18 protein-coding genes are annotated in these 21,548 nt (G+C 60.8%); 7 read left to right on the top strand and 11 right to left on the bottom strand.

Going from position 1 to position 21,548, the window contains the following annotated elements; all coding sequences use genetic code 11:
- Positions 1–108: 108 nt before the first annotated feature.
- From fabV to FTE24_RS10570, 3 genes are all read right to left on the bottom strand, one after another.
- On the bottom strand, positions 109–1,320 hold the full coding sequence (gene fabV, locus FTE24_RS10580) for an enoyl-ACP reductase FabV (protein ID WP_150233352.1): 1,212 nt from the start codon (positions 1,318–1,320) through the stop codon (positions 109–111).
- Between the two features lie 214 nt (positions 1,321–1,534).
- Entirely contained in the window at positions 1,535–2,941 is a 1,407-nt protein-coding gene (locus FTE24_RS10575) for a methyl-accepting chemotaxis protein (protein WP_150233350.1), read from the bottom strand.
- A 356-nt stretch (positions 2,942–3,297) separates the two neighbouring features.
- Entirely contained in the window at positions 3,298–4,983 is a 1,686-nt protein-coding gene (locus FTE24_RS10570) for a methyl-accepting chemotaxis protein (protein ID WP_160441723.1), read from the bottom strand.
- A gap of 260 nt (positions 4,984–5,243) precedes the next feature.
- Between FTE24_RS10570 and FTE24_RS10565 the strand changes: the two genes are divergently transcribed.
- The 7 genes from FTE24_RS10565 (at position 5,244) to FTE24_RS10535 (ending at position 10,948) form a co-directional block, all read left to right on the top strand.
- Positions 5,244–6,425, top strand: a complete 1,182-nt coding sequence (locus FTE24_RS10565; protein WP_150233572.1) for an amidohydrolase — start codon at positions 5,244–5,246, stop codon at positions 6,423–6,425.
- Positions 6,426–6,594: 169 nt separating this feature from the next.
- On the top strand, positions 6,595–7,338 hold the full coding sequence (locus tag FTE24_RS10560; RefSeq protein WP_150233346.1) for a tRNA(His) guanylyltransferase Thg1 family protein: 744 nt from the start codon (positions 6,595–6,597) through the stop codon (positions 7,336–7,338).
- Between the two features lie 2 nt (positions 7,339–7,340).
- Entirely contained in the window at positions 7,341–7,784 is a 444-nt protein-coding gene (locus tag FTE24_RS10555; protein WP_150233344.1) for an AAA family ATPase, read from the top strand.
- Between the two features lie 284 nt (positions 7,785–8,068).
- Complete coding sequence (locus FTE24_RS10550) at positions 8,069–9,307, top strand: MFS transporter (protein WP_150233342.1); 1,239 nt, start codon at positions 8,069–8,071, stop codon at positions 9,305–9,307.
- Between the two features lie 127 nt (positions 9,308–9,434).
- On the top strand, positions 9,435–9,716 hold the full coding sequence (locus FTE24_RS10545) for a hypothetical protein (RefSeq protein WP_141446567.1): 282 nt from the start codon (positions 9,435–9,437) through the stop codon (positions 9,714–9,716).
- On the top strand, positions 9,713–10,024 hold the full coding sequence (locus FTE24_RS10540; RefSeq protein WP_160441721.1) for a type II toxin-antitoxin system VapC family toxin: 312 nt from the start codon (positions 9,713–9,715) through the stop codon (positions 10,022–10,024). The genes FTE24_RS10545 and FTE24_RS10540 overlap by 4 nt, the downstream gene beginning before the upstream one ends.
- A 42-nt stretch (positions 10,025–10,066) precedes the next feature.
- The gene (locus tag FTE24_RS10535) at positions 10,067–10,948 is read left to right on the top strand and encodes a hypothetical protein (RefSeq protein WP_150233337.1); all 882 of its coding nucleotides are present in this window, start codon (positions 10,067–10,069) and stop codon (positions 10,946–10,948) included.
- Positions 10,949–11,089: 141 nt separating this feature from the next.
- Here FTE24_RS10535 and FTE24_RS10530 read toward each other — a convergent pair whose 3' ends face one another.
- The 8 genes from FTE24_RS10530 to FTE24_RS10500 form a co-directional block, all read right to left on the bottom strand.
- Positions 11,090–11,650 (bottom strand): hypothetical protein, encoded by a 561-nt coding sequence (locus FTE24_RS10530; RefSeq protein ID WP_150233335.1) that lies wholly within the window; start codon positions 11,648–11,650, stop codon positions 11,090–11,092.
- Between the two features lie 3 nt (positions 11,651–11,653).
- Positions 11,654–12,946 carry an amino acid permease gene (locus FTE24_RS10525; protein ID WP_150233570.1) on the bottom strand — a complete coding sequence of 431 codons (1,293 nt, stop codon included), beginning with the start codon at positions 12,944–12,946 and terminating at the stop codon, positions 11,654–11,656.
- Positions 12,947–13,181: 235 nt separating this feature from the next.
- The gene (locus FTE24_RS23010; RefSeq protein ID WP_202111821.1) at positions 13,182–13,997 is read right to left on the bottom strand and encodes a hypothetical protein; all 816 of its coding nucleotides are present in this window, start codon (positions 13,995–13,997) and stop codon (positions 13,182–13,184) included.
- Positions 13,998–14,196: 199 nt separating this feature from the next.
- Positions 14,197–14,769: an SUKH-4 family immunity protein gene (locus tag FTE24_RS10520; RefSeq protein WP_150233331.1), complete on the bottom strand. Its 573-nt coding sequence runs from the start codon at positions 14,767–14,769 to the stop codon at positions 14,197–14,199.
- A gap of 62 nt (positions 14,770–14,831) precedes the next feature.
- Positions 14,832–15,356: a hypothetical protein gene (locus FTE24_RS10515; RefSeq protein WP_150233329.1), complete on the bottom strand. Its 525-nt coding sequence runs from the start codon at positions 15,354–15,356 to the stop codon at positions 14,832–14,834.
- A gap of 184 nt (positions 15,357–15,540) precedes the next feature.
- The gene (locus FTE24_RS10510; RefSeq protein WP_150233327.1) at positions 15,541–16,470 is read right to left on the bottom strand and encodes a hypothetical protein; all 930 of its coding nucleotides are present in this window, start codon (positions 16,468–16,470) and stop codon (positions 15,541–15,543) included.
- Between the two features lie 321 nt (positions 16,471–16,791).
- On the bottom strand, positions 16,792–20,148 hold the full coding sequence (locus FTE24_RS10505; RefSeq protein WP_150233326.1) for a beta-galactosidase: 3,357 nt from the start codon (positions 20,146–20,148) through the stop codon (positions 16,792–16,794).
- Positions 20,145–21,464, bottom strand: a complete 1,320-nt coding sequence (locus tag FTE24_RS10500) for a glycoside hydrolase family 125 protein (RefSeq protein WP_150233324.1) — start codon at positions 21,462–21,464, stop codon at positions 20,145–20,147. Before FTE24_RS10500 ends, FTE24_RS10505 begins: the two co-directional genes overlap by 4 nt.
- Between the last annotated feature and the right edge of the window lie 84 nt (positions 21,465–21,548).

Below are 21,548 nucleotides of genomic sequence, written 5' to 3'. Positions count from 1 at the left end.
CTTGTATCCGATGCATCCGATTTGCCTGCATGATCGTTGTTGCGGCCGCCTGCCGGTGGATCGCCGGTTCACCCGGCAGCCCGCAGCCGGCCGCTTCCCGCCCGAAACCTACTCCGAATCGACCCGGCGCAGGCTGCTTTCCGGCATGCCCGCCTGCGGATCGGAATCGGCTTCGTAATCGACGCCTTCCGTCTCGAAGCCGAACAGCTGGAAAAACTCTTTGCGGTAGCCGGCCAGATCGCTCAGTTCGTCGATGTTGTCCGACGAGATGCGCGCCCAGATGTCGGCCACTTCCTGCTGCACGTCGCCGCGCATCTCCCAATCGTCGATACGGATACGGCCCTGCTCGTCGACCGGCACTTCGCCGCCGCCGTACAGGCGATCCGCGAACAGCCGATGCGTCTGCTCGATGCAGCCTTCATGCAGCCCTTTTTCTTGCATGATCTTGTACAGGACGGACACGTACAGCGGCACGACCGGAATAGCCGAGCTGGACTGCGTGACCAGCGCTTTGCTGACCGAGACGAAAGCGCGGCCGCCGCCCGGCGAGAGTCGTTCGCCGATCCGCAGCGCGGTGTCTTCCAGATGGTCTTTCGCCCGGCCGATCGATCCTTCGCGGTAGATCGGCTGGGTGAGGTCGGGGCCGATATACGAATACGCGATCGTCGTCGCGTCTTCGGCCAGCACGCCGCCTTCGCTCAGCGCGTCGATCCACAGCTGCCAGTCTTCGCCGCCCATCACTTCGACGGTCGCCGCCACTTCTTCTTCGGTCGCCGGGTCAATCGTCACTTCGCTCACTTCGCCGGTGTGGAAATTGACCGTCTTGTTCGTGTACGAAGCGCCGATCGGCTTGAGCACGGAATTGACCGCTTCGCCCGTCTTCGGGTTGACCCGGCGCGCCGAAGCGACGCTGTAGACGACCAGATCGACCTGGCCGAGTTCTTCGCGGATCACTTTGACCGCTGCGGCCTTCGTCTCGTCCGAGAAAGCGTCGCCCGTCACGCTGAACGAACGCAGTCCCGCTTCGGCGGCTTTGCGCTCGAACGCGGCCGAATTGTACCAGCCCGCGGACGCGGTACGGGTCGCGGTGCTTTTGCTTGGGCGGTAGACGCCGACCGTCGCCGCGCCGGCGCCGAAAGCGGCCGCGATACGGGCCGACAATCCGTAGCCGGTCGATGCGCCGATAACGAGCACGTTCTTCGGTCCTTCGAGCCGCGGCTTGGACGCGATATAGTCGATTTGCTGTTGAACCTGCGCGGCGCAGCCGTCCGGGTGGGCGGTCGTGCAGATGAATCCGCGCGTTCTCGGTTTGATAATCATGGTTGTTGTCCCTCGCTTTTTTCGGTTCTTTGGACGGAGTTCTTCGCTTGCGCGCGAACCGTCCATCCGTAACAGTGTACCAACTTTTTGGCGATAAGGCACTTTTCGCAGCAAAAAAGCGAAGTTCCCCGCGGGGAACTTCGCTTGGAACTTCACTTGATCATTCAGCCTTGCCGCGTGGCGGAATGGGATTCCAGGACGCGGCGGAGTCGGTTCAGGCCGGCCGCGAAGCCGGCAGTTTGCGCGCCGCCTGGGCGCCGGCCGAGCCGTCCGCGGAAGCCGGGAAATCGGCTTGCAGCAGCTGCGACTGCGGGCTCTGCGTCTCGTGCATGAAGCGGAAATGATTGACGATTCCGTCCAGCCGCTCTGAACTTTCGCCTGTGCGGCGTGCCTGCACGACCACTTCTTCGGAAGCTTCGAGCACGTCCGCCGCCTGCGAGAAGATCGTCTGCGTGCCTTCGGCCGCTTCGCCGTTCGCCGCCGCGATCTCGCTGATCGCTTTGGACAGGTTCTGCACCGACGCGTTGAGCTGTTCGCTCGTCGCGCTGAAATCGGCGACCATGTTCTCGATATTGAGCGCATCCTGCAAATAGGAATCCGCGTTGCTCTGCATCATCTGGTAATCGGCGGCGATCTCTGTCGTCATCAGGTCCAGCAGGCGTCCGGAATGACGCTGCAGATTGTCGACCGAGCCGACGACTTTTTCCGTGACGCCGTGGATCTGCTCGACCGAACGCTTCGACGCGTCGGCAAGCTTGCGGATCTCGTCGGCGACGACCGCGAAGCCTTTGCCCGCTTCGCCGGCTCTGGCCGCTTCAATCGAAGCGTTGAGCGCGAGCAGGTTGGTCTGCTGCGCGATTTGGAGAATAGAATCGGCCAGCGCCCGGATCATGTTGACGGAATGCGACTCTTCAAGCGCCGAATCGAGTCCCTGTTTGACTTCGGTATAGACTTTCGTCGTTTTTTCCATGGCCTGCGCCAGATTTTCCTGAATTTCCATCGCCCGCGCGCTTACCTCGCCGGCTTCTTCCGCGCCTTGTTCGGCCCGCTTGGCGATCGAGCCGAGCGCCCGTTCGAACTCCTGGGTCGACGCGTCGATCTCTTCGGCGGACGCTGCCGTCTGCTGCATGCCCGCCGACATCAATTCGGTCGTGGCCGATACTTCGCGCAGCCCGTTCTCCATGACGAAAAATTTGTCCTGCGCAATTCGTGTCGCGCTTTTGAGTTCTTCCGCTTCCCGGGAAACGATCGACAGCATACCGTACGACGCCGTCTGCATCCGATCAACCGCGCGGGTCAGCGTGCCGGTCTCGTCGGTCCGCCGCAGATCCTTTTCATCCAGGCGTTGGGTGAAATCGCCGTCCGCCATCCGATCCAGCTGGGACGCCGCCGCCCGAATCGGACGCACGATCCCTTTTACGATGAAAAACAGCAGCACGAACGAGATAACAAAGCCCGCGATCGACACGACGAAGGGACCGACTTTCCAGACGTTGGCCTGCTGCACGAAATCGCTCATCAGCACGACGTTCAAAAGAGCGGGAAGCAGCATGCCCAACACGGCAGCGGCCAATACCCGGGTAAGCAAGCTTCCGAACAGCATTTTCAGACGGTTATCCATTGAATTGCACCTCTTTTATCATTTTGGAGTAAAAAGGGACTTTAGACCTAATTAACTGCTGAAAATGCTGCTTTTCTCTGTGTATTAGCTCATTTTCCTTCTCTTCAAGGCCTTCGGGTCTAGTTCTTACTGTCTATTAGGTATTATATCCAAGTTAGCGAGTTTTAAAACCTTTTATGAGAAAATTTTTAAAAATTTTATTTTCCACAATTAAATGAGCGATTCGGTATACTTCCGATCAGCGGCGTACCGCGCACAAAAAGCGGCAATCGCCCGATCCGGGCGGCCGCCGCCTTCCGCTTTTCGCTTTTCGCTTTTCGCTTTTCGCTTTTCGCTTTTCCAAATATGCCCCGCCGTTATACCTTGAAGCGCGACACCAGCATCTGCAAGTCTTCCGCCAACCGGTTCAGCGACGACGCCCCGCTCAGCATCTCTTCGCCGGCCGCGAGCTGTTCTTCGGTCGCCGCGGCGATCTCCTGCGTTCCGCCGGAAATGTCCTGGGTGCTTGCGCTGACGCGCTCCATCGAACCGGACACCTCGGCGAAGCTGTCATGCACGCCTCCGGTCGAAGCCGCCATCGCTTCGGTCCGGCCGGACACTTCCCCGATCGCGTTCAGGATTCCGCCGAAGCGCTGCGCGCCTTCGCGGCTCGCTTGCGCGCCTGCATGCACCCGCAGCTTCACGTCGTCCATCGTGTCCATTGCCGCCCGCGTCTCGTGCTGGATGCTGACGACCCGCTCTTTGATCTCGCGCGTCGAATCCGCCGAGCGATCCGCCAGCTTCTTCACTTCGCTTGCGACGATCGTGAAGCCGCGGCCCGCTTCGCCGGCTCGCGCCGCTTCGATCGAAGCGTTCAGCGAGAGCAGATGCGTCTGCGCCGAAATCTCGTTGATCAGCGTGGTGATCTCGTCGATCTGCTGCGCGTGCAGCGCAAGCTTGCGGATACGGTCGTCGGCTTCGCCGACCGCCGTGCCGATATCCGACATCTGTTCGTCGATACGGATAACCGCCTGTTCGCCTTCGGCCGCCTGCCGGCTCATCTCTTTGGACACCGAAGACACTTCGGACGTCGCCGAAGCGATTTGCGTAATCTTTTCCAAGGTGAGGTGGGCGGAATCGGTGCTGCTTTTGGCAATTTGGGCCTGGTCGACCGAACGCTCCGCGATTTGCTGCATCGCAGCCGCGACCTGAAGCGAAGTCGATTTGGACTGCTCGGCGCTGGCCGAGAACTGTTCGGAAGCCGCCGCAAGCTGCTGAGAAGCGTCGCCGATCCGGGACATCATGTCGCGCAGCGACCCGACGAACAGGTTGAAGCTGCCGGCCAGCGCGCCGAATTCGTCTTTTTGCCGCAGCTCGATCCGGCTCGTCAGATCGGCGTCGCCTTCCGCGATCTCCCGCATTTGACGGTTCATAAGCGTCAGCGGCTTCATGATCGTGCGCAGCAGCCAGAAGCCTAGACCGACCCCGACCAGGCCGGAGACGATCACGACATAGAGCAAAATGCTCTGATTGCTGCGCGCCTGGGCGGCGTTATCCGCTTTGAGCTGCGACACTTCCGTGTCCAGCGCTTCCACGAACGTGTTAACGGCGGGATCGACTTCCTGCTTGCGCAGCGTCCGCTCTTCCCCGAAATGCAGCGCCTGCGCCTGGGCCCGGCTGCCGTCCGCGACAAGCCCGACCACTTGGGCGTTCAGCGCGAGCATCCGCTCCAGCGCTTCGTCGATCTTTTGCAGCGCCGCGGCATCGCTGCCTTCGAGCTTCTCCGCTCCGCCGCTCAGCAGCTGCCGGATCTCTTCCGTTTTTTTGCCCATGCCTTCCGCATATTCGGGATCGCCGGTCAGCAGGTAACCCCGCTCGTCGTTGGCAAGTCCGGTCATGCGGTACTGCATCTGCTTCAGAAACTTTTGCGTTTCCAGTTTGTCTTCCAGCCGTTCGCCGTTGCGCACGCTTTGGTCGATGGCGTTCAACGCCAGCGCGCCGCTTCCGACCAATACCGCTACCAATAGCAGTATGATCGCGAATAATTTCGTTCTAACCTTCATGTGCATCCTGCTCTCTGGTGTATGGGGTTTGTCCAAGATTACATCTTGAACTTGCAGATCTTCCATTTTATTATCGGAAGGCACTCTTCATTATGTAACGCTTTTTGTCGAAAAAAGTCGTTCACCGCGTGCAAACCCCGTTCATTTGACGCGTTCCGGTGAAAGTGATAATTTGGAAACCAGATCAACCCGGCCGATCGCTTCAGAGCGAGATTCGGACCTTATCACGATAAAGAGGAGGCCAGCTTCACATGACGACTATTCAGCAGCAGTGGATCGACCGCCTTGAAGGCGAGTATGAACAAATCGTGCAGTGGCGCCGTCATATGCACGCCAACCCGGAGCTATCGTTCGTGGAGACGAATACGGCGCGCTTTATCGCGGATACGCTCAAAAGTTTCGGCTACGACGTGCGGACCGGTGTCGGCGGCAACGGCATTCTGGCAGATTTGACAGGCGCCCTGCCGGGCCCGACGATCGCGTTTCGCGCCGACTTCGACGCCCTGCCGATCGACGAAGAGAACGACGTGCCGTACAAGTCGCAGACGCCGGGCGTCATGCACGCCTGCGGCCACGACGGCCATACTTCGACGCTGCTCGGGGTCGCCAAAGTGCTGGCGGACCGGCAGGGCGAACTCCGCGGCAGCCTGCGCTTTATTTTCCAGCATGCCGAAGAGAAACTGCCGGGCGGCGCGATCTCGATGATCGAAGCCGGAGCGCTCGACGGCGTCGACGAAGTGTACGGCGCGCATCTGGCAAGCTACATGCCGCTTGGCAAGCTGTCCGTCTCGTCGGGCCCGTCGATGGCGGCGGTCGACTCGTTCGTCATTACGGTGCAGGGCAAAGGCGGACACGGAGCCAAGCCGCACCAGACGGTCGACGCGATCGTCGTCGGCAGCCAGCTCGTCACGTCGCTCCAGCATATCGTCGCCCGCCATATCAACCCGCTGCATCCCGCCGTCGTGACCGTGGGCGTGTTCCAGGCCGGCTCGGCTTTTAACGTCATCGCCGACAAAGCGAAGATCGAAGGCACGGTGCGCAGCTTCGATCCGGACGTGCGGAAGCAGCTCGAACGCGATATCCGCGATATGGTGCACGGCATCACGCTCGCCGAGCATGCCACGTATACACTGGATTACGTGAACGGTTATCCGGCGCTCGTCAATCCGCCCGAGCAGGCGGAACAGGTGCGCGACCTTTTCGTTCGCCGCTTCGGCGAACAATCGCTGTTCGGCCTCGACGCTTCGATGGGCGCGGAAGACTTCGCCTACTATCTCCAGCATAGACCGGGCCATTTTTTCAACGTCGGCTCGCAAAACGACAGCGAAGACACCGCGTTCCCGCATCACCACCCGCGCTTCGATATCGACGAACGCGCACTGCTGATCGCCGCGCAGGCGTTCCTCGCGATCGCGGCGGACAAACTGCTGGGCGAAAGCTAATCTTCGGGCTCGCTTCGGCCGTACCGATTGCGGTATGCGCCCGGCGCGCTCGTCGCCCGAATCGAAAGCCGACGGCTGCGGGTTTTCCGCATCGTCGGCTTTTTCCGGTTTTACTGTTCCACGATTCGCCCTGCCCTGCATTCGAAAAAGATAAAGGAGCCTGCCGCCCATGCATATCGACGACTTCGGCGCACGCATGAAAAATTACGAAAATGCGTTCCGCCATTACCTGCCCGGCCGCATGCCTGTCGTGATCCGAATCGACGGCTGCCATTTCCACTCGTTTACCAAAGGCATGGACAAACCGTTCGACGAACCGCTGATCCGGGCTTTTTGGGAAACGTGCAAATATCTTGCCCTGAACCTCATGGGCTGCAAGCTGGTCTACCATCAAAGCGACGAAATCTCGATCCTGCTGACGAACTACGACAAATTGACGACCTCTTCGTGGTTCGAGAACAACTTGCAGAAAATGGTCTCTGTCGCCTCTTCAATCGCCACCGCCAAGTTCAACGAAGAGATTCGCGCCTTTTACCCCGACCGGCCGCTCGCCACGTTCGATGCGCGCGCCTGGGTGCTGCCGCTGGACGAAGTGACGAATTATTTTCTGTGGAGACAGATGGACGCGACCAAAAACAGTATCTCCATGTTCGCCCAAGCCCATTTTGCCCACCGCGAACTGCAGGGCCTGGACGGCAGCTCGCTGCAGGAGAAACTGTTTGCGGAAAAAGGATTGAATTGGAACGACCTGCCCGCCTGGCAAAAACGCGGCGCCTGCGTCGTCAAACGGGAGTTCCTCAAAGGCACGGCCGTCCGCCGCAGATGGGAAGTCGATCTCGACACCCCCGTTTTCTCGCAGGATCGCGCCTATATCAACCGCTTCGTTTATTCGGACCGCGAAAAGGACGTGTAACGATGGAATGCGTCATTCTGATCGGGATTCAGGCTTCGGGCAAATCGACTTTTTACAAAGAGCGGTATGTCGATACCCATTTGCGCCTCAACATGGACATGCTCAAGACGCGCCACCGGGAAAAGCTGCTGCTGAACGCCCTGCTCGAAGCGAAGCAGCCGTTCGTCGTGGACAACACGAATCCGCTGCCGGAAGACCGGATGACTTATATCGAGGCCGCCAAAAAACATCGGTTTTCCGTCGTCGGCTGTTACTTCGAACCGGATTACGCAGAAAGTATTCGGCGCAACGCGCAGCGGACCGGCAAGGCGTTCGTGCGCGAAATCGGTATTCGGAGCGTGCTGAACAAGCTCGTCCGGCCTTCGATCGGGGAAGGCTTCGACGAGCTGTACACGGTTACTGCGGCAGGCGGGACTTTTACATTGGAAAAGACGGCGGACGTCTGACAGGATTGGAGCCCGTCCGGATTTTTCATGACGGCGTCGAGGTCGCCGATCCACCCGTCGACGGCGGCCGCGATGGTCTCGAATTCGTTTTTTCAATTCGGATCGTACGGAACCACTTCGATAATAGACGTACGTTCAGCCATGCTTTTTTCCTCCGTTTCCTTTTTCGCTGTTCGCCTATATTTTTCGTTTCTTCTATAGTACCCTATATTTTAGCAGGTGTTTTAGCAGAACCGAAAACGCTTTAACCCAAATCAACTTACAGACACCGGAGGAAGTATCGCATGGCAAGCACGTTTTTCCCGAGGCTCCGCGGCAACAGCCGGGGCTGCCTGGCTTTCGAGCCTTTTTTCCTCATTCCGTACAGCATGATGGCGACGTATGCGACGCTGTATATGTACGAGCTGGGCGTCACCGAGACGAACATCGGCTGGATTACCACGCTCGGGCTGCTCGTGCAGGTGCTGGCGGCTTTTATGAGCGGCTACCTGACCGACCGGCTGGGCCGCAAGCGCGCGATTCTGATCTTCGACGTGCTCAGTTGGAGCGTGGCGATGCTGATCTTCGCATTTTCGCAAAACGTCTGGTTTTTCGTCCTCGCCACGTGCATTAACGGTCTGCAGCGGGTGCCGCACGTCGCGTTCTACTGTCTGATCGTCGAAGACACGCCGAAAAAAGACCGGACGTACGTGTTCACGCTGCTGCAAATCATCGGCGTCGTCGGCGGCCTGTTCGCCCCGCTCGGCGGCCTGCTGGTCAGCCATTACGGACTGGTCGACGGCACGCGGATCATGTACGTGCTCTGCTCGGTGCTCATGACGTTCCAGTTTATCGGGCGCCACTTGACGACGAGGGAAACGGAAATGGGCTACCGCAAGATGAAGGAAACGAAAGCCCTCGGCCTCAAAGCGAGCCTGATCGACTACAGCGGCGCGATTCGCGACCTGTTCGCCAGCCGCAGCCTGATGCTGATCTTCGTCGTGTACATCCTGTTCAATTTCCAGATGACGCTCAAAACGACGTATCTGTCGCTGTATCTGGCCGATTTTCTGCATATCGAAAGCTGGCTGATCTCGCTCGTGCCGGCCGTCTCGTCGGTCATCATGCTGCTCGCGCTCTGGTTCATCATGCCGAAGATTCCGGCCGAAGGCGAGACGCGCTCGATGATGGCGGGCTTCGCGCTGTCGGTGCTGTCGAACGTCATGCTGGTGCTGTGGCCGACGCCGAACCTGCTCTGGGTCGGTCTGAGCACCGTGCTCGCCGCGGTCGGTCTGATGATCAGCTCGCCGTACCTCGAAGCGGCCGTGCAGAATGCGATCGACGACGAGAAACGGGCCAAAGTGTTCTCCATGCTGTCTGTCGTCATTCTGCTGCTCACGTCCCCGGCCGGCATCGTCGGCGGCTGGGCGTACACGCTCGATCCGCGCATTCCGATCTGGATCATTACGGCGTCGTTCGCAGCCGCGTTCGTCTTCCTCATGATCTATCTGAGCCGCGTCCGAAAAGGCGAGCTCGCGGCTTGACCGCCGTCCAGACACCCGTGCTCGCGACCTTGCGATCTCGGGTGTTTTGGGTTGTGCTATACTCGAAATGTAACGGAGATGCGGAAGGCGCAGAATCGAGTCCAAGTGATCGAAGGAGGAAGCGGATATGGAGCAGCGCGAAATCGAGGCTATTTTGCATGTACGCAGCGTTGTCAGAGATACGGCCAAACAGTTGGGCATGTCCGAAAATAAAATTATTGAGCTGATACAGAAGTCCGAATTCCAACAAGAACCCGCACATTTTAAAACGCTTTTGAATGCTCCCGAACGACAGGCCAATCTGCATCCAAGCATGCAAAGAATGGCGAAATGGGCCGGAACTTTATCTTTGGAAGAAGCGGAATCCTTATCCGTCCATACCAAAAAGATGCGGGAGGAGTGGGATTGAACTACCTATTCGATACCAACGCGGCCATCGAACTTTCCAAAGTGTACAAAGAGCCTGACGAAAACGAAGAGGCCGAAGAATTTCTGTCCGTTACTCCGATAATCGCAAAAACCGCCGGAAATCTTAGAGATAAGCTGTCTACGATGGATCAGCCTATAAAAATCAAAATGCCGGATGCTTTAATTCTGGCGACAGCCATCACGCATGATCTTGTATTGGTGACTGCCGACGCGGATTTCAGGTTTTCCAAAATAATGGGTGTGGAGACCTTTATTTTCAAACCTGCCGCCGGTATAGAAGGAATCTGACAAATCGCCATGGTGCACATTTTGCTTGCCAAGGAGACTCCCATGCCCCCTATCGATCAGATTTACAAAAAGCGCGTCGCCTTGTTCAAAAAACTGTACGCCTACGACAACGGCACTTACGATCTGCAGCTCGGCGCGAGCCTGTACGACGAATCGGTATTGTCCGCCGATGAACAGGCGTTTATGGCGGAGATCGGCTGGACGGCCAACGAGCTGGTCACGCTGGAGCACGACCGGCTGATCGAGGCAATCGCGGAGCTCGGTCAGGACGAACGGCTGAATGAAGACCGCCTCGCCGGCGAATTCGTCGCGGCCGTCGGCGGAAGCTACCGGCGCGGGGCGAACGGACCGGTCTCGCTGCGCTTCGCGCGGCTTGCTCCCCCGCATGAATATCGCCGGGCGCGCAAATTGCTCGCCTGCGGCGTCTGCGGCCATTCCGAACATGCGCTGGGCCGGCCCATTACGCTGTCGCGCATCCGCGAATCGCTCTGGCTCGGCTACAGCTGGTATTCGCCGGAAGGTATCTACGCCGATCTGAGCGAGCGCGTCGACCTGCCGCCGGTGATGCCGACCGCCGAAGACGCGGACGCGCTCAAGCGCCTGCTCGAAGCGCTGTCCCGGGCCGAGCCGGACGAGACGCCGGGCAAGCTGGAGAAGCGGCTCAGCGCCGACAAAGTGCTGCGCGGCAACGGCGGCACGCGGCGCAGCCTGCTCGACGTGCTGGCCTGGCTCGGCGTCATCCCGAATATGGGATTGGACATGGAGCACGGGGTCTGGACCGATTACGAAGACATCATCGAAGCCGGCATGGAATTCGATACGACGCAGGGACGCTCGGACCTGGAGATGCCGTGGGCCGGCTGGCGCGGCCGGCTTGGCGTCGATTGGGAGCGGGCGAAGACCTGCTTCGGGCCCTATCTGTAGGGCTCCGCACGAAAAAAAAGCCTGTTCTCGACCGATGTCGCGGACAGGCTTTTTTGGTGCATTTTTTTCGCGTATGACTTTTCGGTGCACAGCACTTTGAACGTAACTTCCGGCGGCTTCCGCCATCTTCCGGCGAAGCGCTCAATACGTCAGCCGCTCGCTGCGCGGCAGCGTCAGCTCGCAGGCCAGCTCGATTTGCTCGGCGGAACTTAGCCCTTCCGCCGAGCGGATCTCCGCCATCAGGCTGCCGTAGGCTTCGACACGCTTCAACTCGCCGTGCTCGAAAGTCAGCGCCCGCAGATCGCCGTAATCGACCAGCCGCGTTTCTCCGCCTGCGCTCCTGCCGGCCTCCACTGCGGCGTCACGTCCCAGCCAGATCGTACCGCTGTACTCCAGCGCAAGATTCAGGTTCGCGTACCGGTGGAACGGGCCGGAAGAACGGGTTCGTTCCGCCCGCACGCCGCTAAGCGGCGGCGGATCGTCGGATTCGGCGCCGCCGAGCAGCAGAAGCTCCTCCAGCTTCAGCCGGCGTTCCCCGTCTACGCCGAAGCGGCATACATAGCCGCGCTCGCATGCCGTAAATCCGCCCTGCGGCCGCAGGCCGTAAGCGGCAGGATCAAACAGCGGCCCCGGCTGCATGCCGAGCAGATCCCAGTCCAAGAATGCGTCGTAATCGAAGCGGTCCGGGATCTGCATCGTCATCTTTTACGCCTCCGATCGCTTGAACTTGAAGATCGACCACACGATCAGCAGCGCCAGCACGCCGACGCATACCCCGATGCTGAGCCGGTTCTGCGGATCGAGCAGGAAGCCCGCCGCGATGACCACCAGAATGACCGCGGTTGCCGCGGTCAGGTACGGATAACCCCAGATGCGGAACGTCGGCGCTGTGGGATAAGCGGGACGCAGCTTGAGCTGGGCGAGGCAGATCGAGCCCCAGACGATCAGGACGACGAAGCCCGGTACCGCCAGCAGGAACGAGAACAGACTGTTGCCCATGAAGAAGGCGGCCAAGGCGCCGAGCACGAGCACCGCCGCGCACAGGCGCAGGCTGCCGACCGGCACGCCCTTGCTCGTCGTCGTGCCGAGCAGCTTGGGCGCTTCGCCGGCCGCCGCCATCGAATGCAGCATCCGGGTTGCGCCGTAGATGCTGGAATTCGCCGCCGACAGCACCGCCGTCACGAGAATGAAATTGATGATATGCGCCGCGCCGCTCAGGCCGGTCGCTTCGAGCACCTGCACGAACGGGCTGTTCTGGCCGGCCAGCTGGTTCCACGGAATCAATCCGCAGATGACCAGGATCGGCAGCGTATAGAACAGGACGACGCGCAGGATAAAGCTTTTGACGACTTTGGGCATGACTTTCTCCGCGTCTTTGGCTTCGGTAAGCGTCAGGCCGATCAATTCGGAGCCTCCGTACGAAAACATGACGACGAGCAGCGCGGAGAAGACCGACAGCCAGCCGTTCGGCAGGAAGCCGCCGTGCGCCGTGTAATTCCGCAGCCCAGGCGCTTCGCCGCTCGCTCCGGGGATCAGGCCGAACAGCAGGCCCGCGCCCAGCAGAACGAAGACGACGATCATGACGATTTTGATGCCGGCCAGCCAAAACTCGGTCTCGCCGAAGCTCTCGACGCTCATGCGGTTAATGCCGAGAATGAGTGCGGCGCTGGCCAGACTGAGTACCCAGAGCGGCACGCCGGGCATCCAGTATTGCAGGAACGACCCCGCCGCCGTCACTTCGATCACGCAGACGGTCAGCATAAGGAACGCGTACAGCCAGCCGACGATAAAAGCGGGCCGGGGGCCGAATGCCTGCCGGACGAAATCTTTCATATTGCGGTTCGGGTAGACGCTCGCAAGTTCCGCGATCGCGCCCATGACGATCAGCAGCAGCAGTCCGCCGAACAGATACGTCAAGACGACGCCCGGGCCCGCCAGCCCGATCGTCTCGGCGCTGCCTTTGAAAATCCCCGTGCCGATGACGCCGCCCATGGCCATAAAACTGATATGCCGGGGCAGCAATTTTTTCTGAAGCTTGTCGCCTTCCGGCTTGTGTGCAGACTCCACTTGATGTTCCTCCGATTCTGTGATGCAGTCATGCAGTCCCGCGTTCGCGAGACGCACACTCTATCCTACAACAAAACGAGCCGATCCGCATGCCCTCGCGCAAAAAATCACCGAACAGACGCAAAACGTCCGTCGGTGAAGGAATGTGACTCTTTCGATCCTGCCGTCAATCGATATCCAGTATGATCCATCGGCTTCCTTCTTTGCCGAGGGCAAATGCCCGGACGTGGACGTCCGTCTGCCCTTCGTAACGCTGAAGCACGTTGACGATCAGGGTTCCGTCCCCGTTCGGAAAGCCGATATCGGGAATGAGCGTTTCTTCGACCTTGCCGGGATGCTCGTCCAGACTGCGCATAGACGCGTCCGGTCGGAACAGCTTCGCATACGCCCGCGCGTCGCCCGCGTTCCGGTACCGGGTGCCGGCATTGATCAGCTTGACGATCTCCGCCGACTCGCCGGCATAACCGGTCTCGTCCGCGTAAGGGCCCTGCGCCCGCTTGATGCCGCCGATCCGCCAACCGTCCGTCTCGCGTTCGAGCGTATAGACGATCGGATGATCGCTGCCCTGCGCCGTTTCCCGAACGGCTCCTTCCACCCGCGCCGTCCCGTTCGATTCGGCACTGCCGGCATACAGCCCGATCCGCTCGACCCCAAACTCAATCTTCGTCTCGGTTTCAGGCGTATCTGTCGCAAACAGCGCCGCATAACCTCTCGCGTCACCCGCATTTTGCGCCGCGAGCAGATCGTTCAGCAGGTCGATCTGCTCGCGTCCGATCGCAGTCCCCGCGTAAAGGGCGGGATCGATCAGCCGCGCGGCGCCTGATCCGGAATCGTCCCCGGAACCGGCCGCCCGCTCGCCTGCCGGACGTACGCTGTCCGCAGCGGCTTGCGTTTCTCCTTTCGCCGCAGCCGGTTCCGCTGCGGAAGAAGAATGGGGTTCTCCCGAACTGCCGCATCCCGCCGTCAACGCACCCAACAACAAGATTACGGCCCAACCACCCGTTTTTTTTCGCGCAAATCCGCATTTTCTTTTCTTTTGCCCCGACAAGCCCATCCAAAGCCCTCCTGTCCATTCGTTCCCCGCCAAATGCCCGGGTCGAAAGGGTTTTAGACATAGACGCACACCGTCGGGCTTTGGTTGCATGCCGGGAAAACGGTTTTCCGTTATGTAGCACCGCCGCTCAGCGCTGCAGCCGCTCTTCGACCTCGTCCCGCCAAAACGTTCCCTGCGCGAACGCTGCCGGATCGATCCGGCCGAATTCCCGCACGACCCATTTCAACTCTTCCTGCGGAATTTCATTTTCCAGAAAAGCGTCCGGGCCGCCCGCGCGAACCGTCCGCTGGACGAGCTGCGCATAGACGAGCAGAAATTCCGCGAATTTCGGCACCGACGAATTGATGAACCATTCGGTGCCGCCCCGGTCCATACGGATGCAGACGACCTGCGAGCTGCCCGCCTTCAGGCAGACCGGATCGCCGTAACCCGTCGAGCCGAGCAGCCAATAAGCCGAATATTGTTTCGGCATGCCGAACGCCGTCTTCAAATCGGACAGGCGTCCTTCGCCGGACCGGAATTCCAAATACGGAGCCGAATCGCCGGGCAGGCCCGCTTCGCGCAAAAACCGCCCGGCCTCTTCCGTGATCGGCACCGATTCCAGAGCTTCGGCATCGAAACGCAGGAGAGGACCGTCCGCGGCCTCGTTCCAGGCGGCTCTAAATTGTTCGGGAGTCATCGTCACGTCCGCCACCTCCATCTTTTGCCTCTTGCCTCTTGCCTCTTGCTTCTTGCTTCTTGCTTCTTGCCCGATCCTGCGGCTTAACGCCGCGTGCAGGCCCAGGGGCCGCCGCTCGCTTCGCCGCGCATCAAAGCGTCCGTGAACCGGTCTACCCGGCCCGCGTACAGATCAGGCTGCACACGCTTGATCTCAAGCAGCGCGTTGACGATCCGGCGGACCATCCGCGACGGCAGGCCAGAAACAGCCGAGCCGTAAGCGGCGATATACGGGGCGTCCGGCCGGTCCGCGTGCAGCAGCATCCGGTGCAGCCGCACTGCCCAGCCTTCCGCCCGGGGGAACAGCCCCGGAACGCCAAGCGCCAAATAACGCATGCTTTCGTCGATACCGCAGCGTTCCGAAATATAGAAAATCGTCTCCAGCAGGTCGCCGGCGGCGCTCGGTTCGATCACGTCGTCTTCCAGCATCCGGCACAAGTCCGGGATGACGTCCGCCGCGGCGGTCTCGCAAATTTCGCTCAAAATATCGGTAAACCGGGCCAGATCGTCGTCGTTTCCGTTCATGTCGCGCATGCGGTACAGCTCGTCCAGCAGTTTTCGGTCCGGCATCGGCAATCGCCCCCGCTTTCGCTTCTGAATTATTTCTTCGCGCATGTATATCATACCCCATACGGCGGCAAGCAAAAACCGTGCCGGGCGGCACGGTTCGTCGGAAAGCGCGGAAGCGGGCGGCAGGAGCCCGCTCCGCGGCGATTTGGTTTGCGAAGTCCTTGTCCGAAAAAGAAGGCCGGGCTCAATCCGCCAGCGTGGACAGCGAAGCGTACACGAGCGGCGCGAACTTGTCGGCGTCGGCGCCTTCCGGCATATGAATCGCAAGCTTGTAGCCTTTGCTCTGCGTTTCCCACAGCGCGAATTGTCCGGTTCCGCCGTTGCCTTCGGCCGACATGAACAGGCGGGACGACGACAGCGCGGCCGGAATTTGGGAGCCTTTGAGCTCGGACGCTTTGCCGTAGCCTTTGAGCGCCGTTTGTCCTTCGGTCCGCAGGCCGGCCAATCCGTACCCTTTGGCGAGCGGCGTGATCGTCGCGTAATAATCCGGATTGTCCGCCATCGTCAGCAGATTGTTCTCGGCGTCGAACTTCAAGCCCTTCATCGCGTAAAAGGCGTAGCCGTAACCCTGCTGCAGCGTGCCGGTCACGCTATCCGTCGAAGCCGCTCCGGCCACTTCGAAATTCTCGGTCTTGGGCCGATCCGCGCCGGCGCCTTTTTTGCCCTGCTTTGCTTTGTCGGCCGGCTTGATGTCCGGGGCTGCCGCTCCGGTGCTGCCGGACGCGCTGCCTTTGGCATCGGCAGTTTTGGAGTCGGCATCCTTGGAGTCGGTTCCGCCGGAAGCGGCCGGCTTTTTGTCGTCTGCCGCATCGCCGGCAGCCGCTTTGTCATCGGATGCCTTGTCGCCGGAAGCCGGGTCACCGGACGTTTTGCCGTCCGCAGCCGCCGTTTCCTTGGAATCGGACGCGTCCGCCGCGCCGGCTTCCTTGTCGCCCGCCGAGGCTTCATCGGCCGGCGCCGTCGCCGGTTCCTCGATGTTGTCGCTGCCCGAAGTCGCGGCTGTTCCGGCCGGCTCGGTCTGAGATGCGGGTTCCGAATCGTTACCGCAAGCTGCGAGAGCTCCGCTCAGCAGCAGTACGCCGAGCAGGCTCGCCGCACGAGTGTAGGTTTTCATGGGTCAAGCACCTCCTGTTCAAAATAGACGCGGACTCCTGCCGAAAAGTTTCAACAAAAAGTCCCCTGCGTCGCACTTTCTCCAATTAACCCTTACACGGCGGTGTGACTCAGAAAGCAGGCAAAACGACGGCTTCGAACACGGTGAGGGTGCAGTCGGGGACGTCTTTTTTTACGTTAAAAAAAGACGCGTTTTCCGCATGGGAAAACGCGTCCGAACCTGGATGAAATCGGTTTTGGCGGAAGACGGCTTCGATCCGCAAAGTCCGAAAGTCTTGAGGCATCCGCCGATGCCCGGACAGCTGTCCGTCTGCTTGCGTGCCTATTCCCCGACTTCGATCTCCACTTCATGCGGCCGGTAGACCGCGGTGACCGCGCCCGAAGCGTCCGCCGCGAACAGCACGGAGCGTTCGCTCTCAAGCATGAACTCGTACACTTTGCCGGTCGCGCGGTCGCGGACCTTGATCTCCGTGTCCCAGGCGTATTCGGATACGAATACGTACAGGCTGCCGGCTGCAAAGTTCAGCTTGCGGCCGTACACGCCGGCCAATTCTCCGCCGGCCAGCCAGTCCAGGTCGTCGACGACGCCGGCCTGCTTCGCGGCGTAGCGGTACAAGGCGGCGATCGGCTCGTCGCCCGATCCGAGTTCAAGCGGCAGCGGGCTCCAGATCAAGCGCCCTTTGCCGTTCGGCACGTCGAGTACCGTGTCCGCCCGGCCCTGGGCGTCGGCCGGCACTTCCTTGAGCGTCTCCGCGATACGGCGCCCGCCGAACGAGACCGGCAGGCGTGCGCCGTCAAGCTCCAGCATCTCTTCGCGCCGCACGTTCGACAGCGTACGGATGCCGAGCAGCTTGTCGGCGCGGTCGGACTCGTGCCAGTAGGCGTCGAGTCCCGCCGGTCCGGTCACCACAAGCGTCGCCTGCGTCGTCTTGGCGATACGCAGCAGCTTCTTCATCGAATCTTCGTCCATATTGTGCGGACTCGGCAGCAGGATCAGCTTGGCCGGATGGGACTTGAGGCTGTCGAGACGGTATTCGGACACGGCCCGGAAAGGCAGCTTGAGTCCGTACGTCAGCACCCGCGTCAGCCGGTTCGTGCTCTCGACCGCAAACGAACGGTTCGAGAAATCGTTCGAATACGGGAACACGGCCGCCACTTCTTCCAGGCGGCGTCCCTGGAACAGGTCGCGCACCTGCGCCATGAAGCTGCCGAAATCGTACGAGACGTCCGCTTCCGGCTTCTCCGTGCCGTCGGCGCGCAGCGCGCCGATATGCGATTCGTTGGCGTTATCCATATAGAAATTGGTATTCCAGATCCACTGGATCGCGCCCGCGCCGCCCGTCGAGAAGGCGTACGCGTATTTGCGTTCCAGGAAGTTGCGCAGCTCGGCTTCGCTGCGCTTCGCCCGGCCGTCCGGCGTCTCCACGTACATGATGCCGGTCTCCTGAATCACGTTCGGCTTGTCCGGCGTCTTCGTGAACACGCCGTCCCAGACGAGGCTGTCGTTCAGCCACCACGAATGTACCGTCGTATAATCGACGGCATCTTCGTAGAACAGCGGCGACGGACGCTGCGCGCCGAGCGCTTCGTCCTGCCCGACGGTCACGAGATGGTCCGGGACCAGCTGCTTGATCGACGACGTCAGCTCGGCCGCCCAGGCGCTGTGCATCTCGACCGAGAACAGCGAATAATCGAGCCAGCGCGTGCCTTTTTTGCCTTTGTGCATATCCTGCACGTCGAAATTGATGTCGGCGAATTCCGGCACGGCCGCCGCTTCGAACGACGGCAGTTCGGCCGGCGTCATGTTCCAGTGTTCGCGCAGCTCGTGAATGGAGCCGTGGCGGTGCTTGAGCCAGGTCACGAAAGCGGCCCGCTCGTATTCGTCATGCAGCGAACGCGGCCCGTTCGAGAAAATCTGCAGCGGATCGAACATCGAAGGTTCGTTGATCAGGTCCCAATCGACGTGCGTCGTCCGTGTATGGCGGCTGACGATCGAGCGGATAAAGCGCTTCTGCGCTTCGACGCTCTGCGGGTCGAGGTACGGGTTTTTGCCTTCCCACGTCTCCGGGGTGAACGAGAAGAACGTGAACGTCACGTGCAGCTTATGCTTGGCCGCTGTCAGCAGGAACGCGTCGATCGCCCGCAGCACTTCTTCGGACGCATGCCCGTCGGCCTGCATCACGTTGCGGTACGCGGTCCAGATGCCGGTCCGAATCCAGTTGATGCCGGCTTGCGCCATCGCCGCCATGTCGCGGTCCCAGACGGCCGCGTTCGGCAGGAACAGGAATTTGCGCGCCACGTCCGACGTCATATACGTCATGCCGACGATCGGCAGCGGACGTCCGTCCTGAACGAAATAATCGCGGTTCGCCGAGATCGGGCTGCCGGAAGAGAGCAGCTCCCCGTCCTGTCCCCAGAAACCCTGCTTCAGCACGCGCACTTCGCCTTCCGGCGATTCGGCGGCGCACGTGACGAGATACAGTCCCGGCCCGACGTCGAACGCCAGCGGAATATTCAGCGTGGTCCAGTCGTACGTGACGGGCGCCGCGATCTCGCGCGCGAATACTTCCGAGCCGTCCGGCGCCGCGACGCTCAGGCGGAACGTCCAGGCATCCGGCCCCGGCGCCTGCTGCGCCGCTTCGCCGTTCGGCCGCGCAGCCGCCTGCGGCGCTTGGCCCGCGCCGGCTTTGGCGATCCGCTCGACTTTGCCGCCGGTGATCAGCCGGCCGACGTCTTCCTGCCCCGCAAAAGCCGGCAGATTCGCCGGCAGCCCGGCGCGCCGGATGATCTGCGCGCGCAGCGTCAGCCGCGCGCGCTCGCCCGGCTCGTATACCGCGCTGCGGGTCGCAAGCGACAGCTCCGCGGTCTCCCGGGCGCAGAACGCGGCCCAGCGCGCCAGCGCTTCAAGCCCCTGCCCTTCGGACAGCGACGCCGTCAGCGGACGGTTCACGAAGATCCAGCGCGAGCCGGCAAAGGCGCCGCGTACCTGTTCCCACAGCACGACCGGCGCCGCGATCGGCCGGTCCGACGCGTCGTACGCCCGCAGCAGCGGCGTGATGAACGTGCTCATCGTGCCCGCCGAGCCCATCTGCTCCGGCAGATCGGCGTCGCGGGTCGTATGCGGCACCAGATTCCAGGTGCCGACGCTTGCTCCGGGCGAGTCCGCGCCCGGCTCGGAGCCCGCAGCGGAGCCCGGCTCCGCGCCGGTTCCCCCGCCGAACAGGAACTCGTCGCCGCGCAGCAGCGGCCGCTCCGGCGAAGCTTCCAGGCGCACTGCCCGGGAAGCGTCCACCGGCAGCGCTTCATGGATATGCAGCTGCTGGTGATAGCCGGTCTGCTCCGGGCCGATCCGCCAGCGGCCGCTTTCCTGACGTACCGGACGCTTGAACGGCGCGCCGCCGACACTCAGCAGGCCGCCGCCTTTTTGGAGAAACTTCAGGATGCTGCTCCAGGCGCTCTCCGGGAAATACGGCGCATGCAGATTGACCAGCACGCCATTGCCGTCGCCGCAGCGATCGTTCAGGGCGTCGCCGAGATCGGCCGCGCTCGTCACGACGCCGTACGCGCCAAGTTCTTTCAGGCTCGGCAGCGGGCCGGAAGCCGGAAAGCTCGGATCGCGGAAAAAGATCACCCGTCCGTTCACCGGCTCCGCCGCTTTTTTCAAATAAGTTTCACTCACAGGATGCCCTCCTTCATCGATTGGTACACAAGCTGCGAGAACAGGCTGTTCGACCAGGCGAACCATTTGCGCGTAAACACCGTCGGGTCGTCCACATGGAACCCTTCGTGCATATAGCCGGTGTCCGCGTCCGTGTTCTCCAGCATGGCAATCAACTCAAGCTTCTCTTCCTTGGTCTGCGCCGTCAACCCCTGCATCGAAAGCGCCATATGCCAGACGTAATTCGGCGGGGTGTGCGGACTGCCGATTCCTTTTGCCGCCTTGCCTTCGTAATAGAACGGATTTTGTTTGCTCAATGCGAAGCGCCGCGTATTTTGGTAAATCGGATCGTCGGCGCTCGTGTAACCCAGATAAGGAATCGACATGAGGCCCGGCGTGCCGGCGTCGTCCATCAGGCAGTGGTTGCCGAAGCCGTCCGTCTCGTACGCATAGATCGGCCCGAACTCCGGATGGCGGTACACGCCGTACAGCGCGATGCCCCGGTCGATCTCCTGCTCCAATTTTTGGAGTTCGCGCACATAATCCTGATCCCGGAAAATCCATTCGAAAAACTCCTGCATCTGGCGCAGCGCCACGACCGCGAACATGTTGCCCGGGATGTTGTAATGGAAATCGCACGCGTCGTCGCTTGAACGGAAGCCCGACCAGACCATGCCCGTGTAGTTGACCGGCATGCCGAGCCCTTTGTTTTGCAGCGTGTCGTGCGCAATGCCGTTATCGCGGCCGAAGCGGTACGGAGACTGCTCCATATGATACTGCTCGGTGCGGAACACCTTGACGATCTCTTCCATTGCCGTACGGAAATCTTCGTCGAAAATGTCTGTCAATTCCGTTTCCTTCCAATAAAGGTAAGCCAGACGCACGACGAAACAGAGCGAGTCGATCTCGAACTTGCGCTCCCACACCCACGGGGACATCTCGGTGCCGTCGTTTTTGTTCCAGTGCCAATCGTTGGCTGATTCGTTGAACGCGTTGGCATAAGGATCGATCCGCACGTACTGCACATGGCGCTTGATCAGCCCGCCGATAATCCGCTGAAGATCCTTGTCTTCTTTGGCAAAAGGAATGTAATGCACCACCTGCTCAACCGAGTCCCGCAGCCAACTGGCCGGAATATCGCCGGTGATCACGAACGTCGTCCCGTCGTCCATCAGCTTGGTCGTCGTCTCCAGCGTGTTCGGAAAACAGTTCTTGAACAGCTGCAGCAGCTTGGGACGGTGCGCCAGCTCTTTGTCCGCCTCGTCCAGCACGGCCTGCACCGCCTGCGGCAGTTCGAATTTGGGCATCGGGATTTTGGGAAGTCTGAATTGTTCCAAGAGAATCGCTCCTTTTTGGGAAAAGATTGAAGGTGCTCGTGCGATTTGCGTGTTCGTTTGTTTGTGCGATTTGCCTGCTGCTTT

The organism is Saccharibacillus sp. WB 17, from assembly GCF_008634075.2.
Taxonomy (GTDB): Bacteria; Bacillota; Bacilli; order Paenibacillales; family Paenibacillaceae; genus Saccharibacillus; species Saccharibacillus brassicae.
Note: the sequence above shows the minus strand (reverse complement) of the source record. Positions and strands in the feature narration are given on the sequence as shown.